Origin of the sequence: Methylicorpusculum sp., from assembly GCF_030651835.1 — a bacterium.
Lineage (GTDB): Bacteria > Pseudomonadota > Gammaproteobacteria > Methylococcales > Methylomonadaceae > Methylicorpusculum.
The window spans coordinates 1-8,469 of record NZ_JAUSBX010000049.1 but is presented as its reverse complement, the minus strand read 5'-3'; the positions used below and the strand labels follow the sequence as shown (position 1 = coordinate 8,469).

At 45.6% G+C, this 8,469-nt stretch carries 11 protein-coding genes; all 11 read left to right on the top strand.

The genetic code is table 11. The annotated features are described in order from the left end of the window. Positions 1-267 precede the first annotated feature (267 nt). The 11 genes from Q7V32_RS06335 to Q7V32_RS06285 all read left to right on the top strand — a co-directional run bounded on the left by Q7V32_RS06335 (position 268) and on the right by Q7V32_RS06285 (position 8,312). Positions 268-2,340, top strand: a complete 2,073-nt coding sequence (locus tag Q7V32_RS06335; RefSeq protein ID WP_304896137.1) for a PRTRC system ParB family protein — start codon at positions 268-270, stop codon at positions 2,338-2,340. A gap of 1 nt (position 2,341) precedes the next feature. Beyond that, positions 2,342-2,788, top strand: coding sequence for a PRTRC system protein E (locus Q7V32_RS06330; protein ID WP_304896136.1), 447 nt, complete (start codon positions 2,342-2,344; stop codon positions 2,786-2,788). 16 nt (positions 2,789-2,804) lie between these two features. Next, positions 2,805-3,029 (top strand): PRTRC system protein C, encoded by a 225-nt coding sequence (locus tag Q7V32_RS06325; RefSeq protein WP_304896135.1) that lies wholly within the window; start codon positions 2,805-2,807, stop codon positions 3,027-3,029. 78 nt (positions 3,030-3,107) lie between these two features. After that, positions 3,108-4,301, top strand: coding sequence for a hypothetical protein (locus Q7V32_RS06320; RefSeq protein WP_304896134.1), 1,194 nt, complete (start codon positions 3,108-3,110; stop codon positions 4,299-4,301). Next, entirely contained in the window at positions 4,291-5,070 is a 780-nt protein-coding gene (locus Q7V32_RS06315; RefSeq protein ID WP_304896133.1) for a PRTRC system protein B, read from the top strand. Before Q7V32_RS06320 ends, Q7V32_RS06315 begins: the two co-directional genes overlap by 11 nt. Before the next feature lie 15 nt (positions 5,071-5,085). Further along, complete coding sequence (locus Q7V32_RS06310; protein ID WP_304896132.1) at positions 5,086-5,325, top strand: hypothetical protein; 240 nt, start codon at positions 5,086-5,088, stop codon at positions 5,323-5,325. A 12-nt stretch (positions 5,326-5,337) separates the two neighbouring features. After that, on the top strand, positions 5,338-5,700 hold the full coding sequence (locus tag Q7V32_RS06305) for a hypothetical protein (RefSeq protein WP_304896131.1): 363 nt from the start codon (positions 5,338-5,340) through the stop codon (positions 5,698-5,700). An 80-nt stretch (positions 5,701-5,780) separates the two neighbouring features. Further along, a complete protein-coding gene (locus Q7V32_RS06300; protein WP_304896130.1) occupies positions 5,781-6,404 on the top strand; it encodes a hypothetical protein in 624 nt (207 codons plus the stop codon). Then, complete coding sequence (locus Q7V32_RS06295) at positions 6,397-7,023, top strand: PRTRC system protein A (protein WP_304896129.1); 627 nt, start codon at positions 6,397-6,399, stop codon at positions 7,021-7,023. Before Q7V32_RS06300 ends, Q7V32_RS06295 begins: the two co-directional genes overlap by 8 nt. 31 nt (positions 7,024-7,054) lie before the next feature. After that, on the top strand, positions 7,055-7,654 hold the full coding sequence (locus Q7V32_RS06290) for a hypothetical protein (protein ID WP_304896128.1): 600 nt from the start codon (positions 7,055-7,057) through the stop codon (positions 7,652-7,654). Between the two features lie 61 nt (positions 7,655-7,715). Then, on the top strand, positions 7,716-8,312 hold the full coding sequence (locus Q7V32_RS06285; protein ID WP_304896127.1) for a hypothetical protein: 597 nt from the start codon (positions 7,716-7,718) through the stop codon (positions 8,310-8,312). The last annotated feature ends 157 nt before the right edge of the window (positions 8,313-8,469 follow it).

The following is an 8,469-nucleotide window of genomic DNA, read 5'->3' as shown; positions in this document are numbered from 1 at the left end:
TGCCCTTTACCACCCAGCTTGCCTAACGCCGTTTGGATTAATCCGCCTATTAACACAAAGGGAGAAACTTGACCCATAAATACACAACAATTAGACACTAAATAAAACAACTGGGTGTCTCAATGTCATTGACACATTCCGATGGCGCAGGAAATGATTTTTAGGCCTTGCGTTCTTTGAAGGTCGTGAGACTGTTGTTCTGTAGTTTTTATTAACCGAGCCGTATTTTCGGGAGACCTAAAAAGTGGCAAAGCTATGGAGAAAGTCATGCAAACCCATCAAGCAAAACTCACAAAAGTGCCTATCGATCACATCAGCGTTCAAGATGGATTCAATCCACGCAAATTCTTTGATAACTGCGAATTTCAGCAGTTAGTTATTTCGGTTCAGGCTGAAGGAGTGATTCAGCCGATCATTGTCAGGCCGGTGGCTGATGGCAATGGCTATTGGGTGGTAGCGGGTGAACGCCGCTGGAGAGCTGCAAAGGAAGCCGGTTTAACTGAAATTACTGCGGTAGTGCGTAATCTGAGCGACAGAGAAGCCCGACTGATCGCCACCGTCGAAAATTCGCAAAGGGCTGATATGAGTCCAGCCGAAGAAGCGGTTGCTGCAAGGGATGTATTAACCGACTGCGGTGGCGACAAAGCCGAAGCATTGAGGCTTTTGGGCTGGAGTACTGTTAAGTTCGATGCGCGGTTATTGCTGCTTCATGCGGCTCCGGAAGTGCTCACTGCGCTGACAGAACGCCAAATCAAATTGGGTCATGCGGAATTGCTCTCGCAACTGCCCAGCGACTTCCAGAGCGCAACGCTCAGCAAAATTCTCGAAAACGGCTATTCCGTTGCTGAACTGAAAAGCCGATTGGCGTCATTCTCTCTGGATTTGTCGAAGGCCACGTTCGATAAGACGGCTTGCAATGGATGCCCTCATAACTCCAGTATGCAATCCAGTCTGTTCGAAGAACATATCAACGAGGGACGGTGCGCGAATCGGGCTTGCTTTGAGCAAAAAACCGAAGCGGCGATGTTAGAGAAAAAAGCGTCATTATCCGAACAATACGCTGTCGTTTTTCTCGACACTCAAAGAAGACCGGATTCTTTCAAGATTATCTGCCAGTCCGGTGGGGAAGGCGTTGGCAAATCTCAGTTTGAAAAAGGCTGTAAGCAATGCGCTCATTTGGGTGCCTTGCTATCCACTTCACCCGATCGGTTGGGTCGAATTACGGAGGATTGCTGCTTTAATCTAGATTGCCACAAAGAAAAAGTGACGGCCTACCAAGAAAGCTTGAAAACGTCATTCGTTCCCGCCAACGACGATAAAAGTAAAACTTTACCCAAGAAATCAACCAAACCCGCCCATCCAGCGACCGGGAAAAGCCCGGATTCTAGCATTGGTTCCGCCGAAAATGAGGATGACACCCGCAATGCAAGTGCGGCAATTCCCCCAGCCAGAGTAATTGAGAAAGTCGAAGGATTTTACCGCGACCTTGGCGCAAAACAGATTTCCGATAATAAACTGGCGGTCTTGTGCGTGAACACATTTGCGCTTTATCGGTTGGTGAGAAGTTCGTTTCCGTTTGAAAAAATGCCAGCGTCCTTAAAAGACCCGACAAGAATTGGCGGCGAAATAGGGGAATTCGTGAGGGCGTTGTCGGATTTAGGTATGGAAGACACGCTGGCTTTCAATCATCGTCTGTTAAGCCATTTGCTGGGCGAGCATGAAAAAACCCATCCGATTCTGAATAAGACATGGGCGAAAGGCGCTGCATCCGTATTGAATGTTACACAAGCAAAACTGGCTGACCATTTCATTCTGGATAGGGAGTTCTTGGGCTCGTTCACCAAAGCAGGAATCGAAGGTGTAATGCGTGAAGCGGTAAACGGCAATGACGTATCTTTCGTCGAGCATTATGAAAAGCAAAGCGAGAAACACAAAATTGCCGCGCTGATGAAGAAGAAAAACAATGAAATCTTGGATGAAGTTTTTGGCTGTGGTTACGACTTTTCAGGCTTTGTACCGAGTTGCGTTTTGAAGTTTATAGGTGATGATTGTCATCAAGACATGGCATTGAGCAATCAAACGCCAAGCCCGTTCAAGGGTGATTTGGCAGACGACTTGGATTGCGAACGGACCGAATCAGGCACCGCAAACAGCGACGACGAAAGCGCGACCTTGGATGCGGTGATGGCTAAAGTGGGCGAGTTCGATGATCTGGATGCTGAAGAATCTTCAAAGCTTTCGGCTTATATGCGTGATGCGGATTGGTTCGACGACGAGGACGAAGCCATGTCTTTAAACACCCATGGTTACACCCAAGACCCTGAAAACGAGGCCGCATAAAATGATTTTTGAAACTTTTCAAAACATGCTCAAAAACGATGAGCGCATACAATTCACGGTCACCCGCAAGGGTGACCAGCTTGCCGTCCTGATTCAGCCGGTGCTGCAAGGCTCTGTCGATGATAAAACCCCTGAAACCGTTAAGGCACTGAGAGCCGCATTGGCCATGCCTTTGTATGTCGTCACCAATCCTCAAGCTTTGGACGCGGATTTTCCGCGTTCTCTGGCTGATTATGCCGAGATGCGCGAAGACGGCCATAACGATTTAAATGATGTGATGAGCCGTATCAAGGAAGCCGGAAAACAAGCGAAGACCGAGGCGGCAAAAAACAACCAGCCGGATAAACCTGCGGAAAAATCTCGGTTTGAAGAGCCGCATCATCAGGACGATAACACGGCAAGGGCAAAACCAGCAGAAATTGCCGTAACCGATAAATCATTGTTTTAGTTTTTGGGAATTCAACATGGAAAATAACAAAGCCACTGTCATTCGCCCGGTCAGGGTTTTCAAAATGGGGTCTGTTCGATTGGCCGATCCTGCCCCTGACTTGTCCCCGGAAGAAGCGATCAAGCTCTATGCGGCATCCTATCCGCATTTAGCCAAAGTCGAACTCAACGAGCCTGAGCTGATAGGCGAGGAATTGCACTATGCAATCAAACCCCATCAAGAAATTAAAACCAAAGGCTGATGGTTTTGGTATAGCGCAGTTGAAAGAATGGGGGAATCAATCCCCCATTGATAAAAACATGAATGAGAACGAGTCGCCATGCTTTCAATTCAGGCTGAACCTGCCGAAATTGCCCAATCGAACGCTTACGGGCATAGACCCCAAGCAGTTACCAATGTTGTAGGTCAATTGTTCGGTCAAGTCAGGATCGAAACCGACTTGAGCGGTTTGATCGACGATATTCGTCAGCGCAAAGACAAGACCGATTTTGAAACTTATCGCAGCGGGATTTCCTGCATGATTTTGTTGGCCCATTCAATGAGACTGGTAGAAGAAGCAGAAATCGATCAAGCCGTAACTGAAGGATGGGAAGCGATCTACCGGCTGTATCATGAGGTCGTTGCCAAGGTCATGGGCCACCTCAACGAAGAGTCAATGCGTGTTGCCGGGGTTGGCGTGGCGCATAACGACTTCGAGCCGATGAGTATTGAAATGCAGCAAAATAAAAGCGAAGGCGTGTTCTTGGTGTTAGGCGTTTTTCCCAGATTCTCCCAATTTTCCTTGTTGGAAATAGATCGTGAACTTGCCCGAGCGGTGGCCGGTTGTCTGAAATGGACGATCTTCAATGGCGGCATAGGGATCATGATCGATGATCTATCCGAGGCCTGGATGATGATGGGCGATGAACTGGACGCGCTGAAGGAAGCGTTGGACACGAAAAGCCATTTGAGCAACGGTGAATTGGCTGAATTCTTTTTGGAAAATGATGTTTATCCGTTTACCGAGATAAGCGACGAGCAGGAGTCTCTGGAAGCGCATATTGCCTACCTGAAATCGATTTTAATCAATAACTCTAAATCGGTGTTCGGTGAGTTGCCGGAAATCGCTGAAATCAGGCGAATGCTATGCGGTTGGCGAAAATCCAATCGGGCTATCTACCAGAATCCCTGGGTCAAATTCATTCGGGAAACGATCAAGCTTTGGAAGTGGATTGAAAAATCAGGGTTGAAAGCATCGGAGTCCAACCTGTACCGATGCAACGAAAGTCATGGCGATGTCTGTTTGGATTACGGTCATGTCATCGGCTTTGGTTTCGGTTGGGAAGAAGCAGTTGTGAGCGATGTTTATGACAACATCGGACAAGCAGGAGAAAATCCGGAAGCGATTATTCGGTTGCATCCGCTTGCATGTTCGGAAGTCGGTGAGAGACTAATTTTGTTGGCCAAGTCGAGAGGGTTGATTCGATTGGCCGAGGTTACTAATTCAGCGTTGGAGGCTGAGAGTGAAACCTAACGATTTTTTCGAGTTTTACCAAGGCGAAAAGCCAAGAATTGTGCAAAAACACGCCATTTTGATCCATCAAGCCAAGGCACTTTCAGATACTAATGCTCAGTATCGAGCCAGTGATTTTCTGGCGTCGATGCACGATTTCGTGACGAATGAGCAAGGGGAGTCGGTCATCGGTGCCGGTCGCTTGATGTCGAAGGAGGATGTTGAATCGGTGCTGCGGTCAATGCTGGAAATGGGTAAAAGAAAAATCAGCCTTTTGCCACCGAATGTGGTGTCGATTTCCGAAAGCCATCTCGCCTGGACGGTTCCAGCCCAGGTTCGCCCCATGCTATTCAATATCACAGGTATGCCGATGAAAAAGATCGATGTGCCTTGGCCAAGGTTGCTGATGGTGGCGAATCGTAATGGGAAACTGGCGGTGGCAGCGTTAAAAACAAACGGCAGGGTCAGTGCCAAAACAAAGCTCTACCAACCGCCGTTAATGAATGTCTACGCCAATGGCAATGTCTGCACGGGGTCCGCGACATTACCCGACGAATGCGGGATCAAGCAAATTAAAGCGTGGGAATCGGTCATGTTCGATAGTGCGTTCTCCCATGTGAACAATCCCTCAACCCTTTTCCTGGCCGGGGATAAGAACAATGCGGTCGATAACAAAGCTCATTATCGGTTCTGGCTTTCCCTGTCCAAGAAAAAAGTGGACAAATTTCCGAATGAGCGTTTGAATCTTTTGCGCTGTAGCGTAGAGGGTTTTATCGAAAATCATGCTTAAAACTTGGTGATTCAAATGAGTAACACGCAAGATGGAATTAACAGGGTTTGTGACTATCGGGGCTTACCTAAAATAAAGAAAGGCTCTAGGTGTCTGGTTGACGGCAAAGATGGCGTTATATTCGGCGGAAATCATTCGGCAAATTTCAATGTAAAATTTTCGGATACAGGACGGGTTTTAAATTGCCACCCGGAATACAAGATGACCATTTTTTTGCCAAACGGCGATATTTTGTACCAAAGTAAAGATGGGTAGAGGAAAACCAAAATGAGCGATTTAGAAGCGTGGTCAACTAACAACGAAGATTTCAATTACAGTTCAGTTGAAGATTTAATCGACAGCAATAGCGGCGAGCTTGCAGTTGGGCAAAGGATATATGTTGGGGATGGCCGGAAACCTAAATTAAGCGAGCTTTGTGATGCCGATGCTGTTATCGAGCTGATGCAAAACAGAGGCTTAGATATTGGCGGTGAATACGCGGATAGCTTTATGGACGATGTATCGGTAGAAGCAAAAAAGGAGCTTGATGATCTATTAAAAAGCTGGATGCAAAAGCACGTCACGATCAACTTCTACACTGTACATGATGCGCGTGAGTATGTCCTGACCAGCAAGGATTTGCAGGAATAAACCCGTTTCATATTGAAAATTCAATTAGCATAAAAGGGCAAAATGCTAAGTCCAGAAGAGTGGCTGATCAAGTTTATGTCATGAACGATGAAATTATTATCTTTCGATTGCAAAAATGCTTCGATCTCAAAACAAACCGTGAAGTAGCTAATTTTCTGGGGCTATCAGAGTCAATGGTTTCTAAAATATTGAAAGGCAAAAAAAGTTTGAGCCTTTTTTATCGTTTGAAAATCCTTTGTAAATTTGGATATGTGAGGGATTTGACCGCTGAAATAGGACCTGAGCAATTAGGAGTGAAGCTAATTGCACTTAGCATTGCTAATGCTCAAAGGGGAGTTGGAGCAGTGTTGCCGAACGATTCAGGCGCAACTGATTTTGATGGAAATGACCAAGAAGTTCTTGATGAAATTGACATTAAAGCGCTTAAAAATCGAGGTTCTATAGCTTTAAATCTATATTGCTCACATTTGATTAAAGCGTTTGAAAGATTATTTCAGTTTAAAAATAATGAGAGCCTTGCTGAAGCTTTGGGCGTTGATTCGTCAACTATCAGCAATATCAAAAATGGTAGACACGGAATTGGCGAAGGGTCCTGCCTAAAAATTCTTTATCGGATTGAGGGGGATTTTGATCTTAACTTCGTTGAACGAGTGACTTCCTCAACTGAGCTTTTGGCTGAATTAATTGACGCGTATCATGATTAACTACCTCACCGATCGGCGCGACCAAATTGTTTTTAGTGAAACACCAACGCTCATGCAGCCTTTACATGGAGAAGGATTACCCAAACCTGAAACAGGAAAGCACCGTTTCGTGATTGCCAGTGACGGGGTGTATGTCGAAGCCGTCAATCAGGTGGTTGATGTTAGGTTGCCGGTAGCGAAGTCGGGAATCAAATTGCCCTATGGGCAAATAGGCGCGGTCGGCATCTGTTTGGTGAACGGAAAGATTCCGAAAAGGATTTTGCAGGATATTTGTGAAAAGACATTCTTGTGTGGGGAATACGAATGGGCCGGGTTAGTGGTGTGGGACAAAATCCGCAAAGAATACGAACTGTATGAACCGGAGGTAATTTCGTTTAGCGCGGGTCATATTTCCTATCGGAATGTCCTTCCGGATAAGTATAATTTGGTCATGGATCTGCATTCGCATGGAACTGTGCCGGCGTTCTTTTCCAAAACAGACGACCAATCCGATATTGGCGGCTTCTATATCGCCGGTGTCGTTGGGAATTGCGATTCGGGTGAGCCTACCTTTGCCACAAGAATCGTGGTCAATGGGCATTTCTTTGAGAGTCCCGATTTTCGAAAGTTTTTTAATTGAAATTAGTCAAGAATGGCAGGAATATCAGAAGATGAAGAGCGAGCTAAAGCTAAAAACTGATTCAAATGTTTCGAACGCGGATTTGCTGGATAAGCTCAAAGAAGGCTTTGACTATAAAACTGATATCGAAGTTGCTGGATTCCTGGGTCTCAACAAGGACACGGTTAGTCAGATTCGCCAAGGCTTGCAAGGCTTGAGCATTGCACAAAGATTCAAAATCATGGATAGGTTGGTTAGCATCCAAATAAGTAATTTGCTCGAAAAGATTGCGCCAGATCATTTATATCGAGAGATTCATAGACTCAGTTTGCATGGCGCGGAGGGATTAGTGTTTGACGAGATCGAGGCAGGTGAACCAGAAGAAATTGATGTCAAACTGATTGATTTATTCAAGTCGTATGGACAGAAGTTGAACTTGGTTCATACGGACCAACAAATGGCTGATTTTCTTGGTTTGAAAAGAGCCACGATATCGAGTGTTAGAACCGGAAAATGCAAACTGGGTCCGTTACCTCGTTTGCGGATGCTCAAGGCCATTAATCCTGAGACAGACATCGAGCAGGTTCTAAACGGAATCGAATCAAACAAGTCGCTTCACGATCTGATCGAAAAGCACATTGAGATACAGTAGAATTGTGAAGTAATAAAGTGAAATTGAACGTGATATAACTTCATGGCAGGAATTTCAGAAGATGAAGAGCGAGCCAAAGCTAAAAACTGATTCAAATGTTTCGAACGCGGATTTGCTGGATAAACTCAAGCATCAGTTTGGGTATAAAACAGACGCTGGAATCGCAAGATTTCTAGGCGTAACTAAAGAGACCATAAGCCAGATACGACATGGAGAGATGGGATTAAGCATAAACCAGCGGTTAAAAGCCATGGACAGACTAGATATCGTTAGTACTCCTGGTTTATTGGAGAAAATCAGCCCCGAGTATTTGTCTAGTGAACTGCTTAGGCTCAGTTTGCGTGGCGCTGAAAGACTAGCGCTTGATGAGCTTGAGAATGGCGAGCCAACAGCCGTTGATACAAAACTCATCGAGCTGTTTAAAGCATTTGGACAAGATGAAAACTTGTTCACCGTAGACCATGAAATGGCCTCATTCCTGGGTTTGAAAAGAGCATCCATTTCTGGAGTTAGAACCGGAAAAAGCAAACTGGGTCCGTTACCTCGTTTGCGAATGCTCAAGGCCATTAATCCTGAGACAGACATCGAGCAGGTTCTAAACGGAATCGATTCAAACAAGTCGCTTCACGATCTGATCGAAAAGCACATTAAGATTTAGTCGAATTGTGAGGTAATAAGGGATACCGCAGGCATAAAAATCCCGTCATAATGGTAATTTTGCGAAATACCTCAGGCCGACAAAGATGAAAGAAACCATTGCCCCGTCCGTCATGTTTACAGAAGAGCTTGCGGAATTGATTACCCGCTTGGTAAAA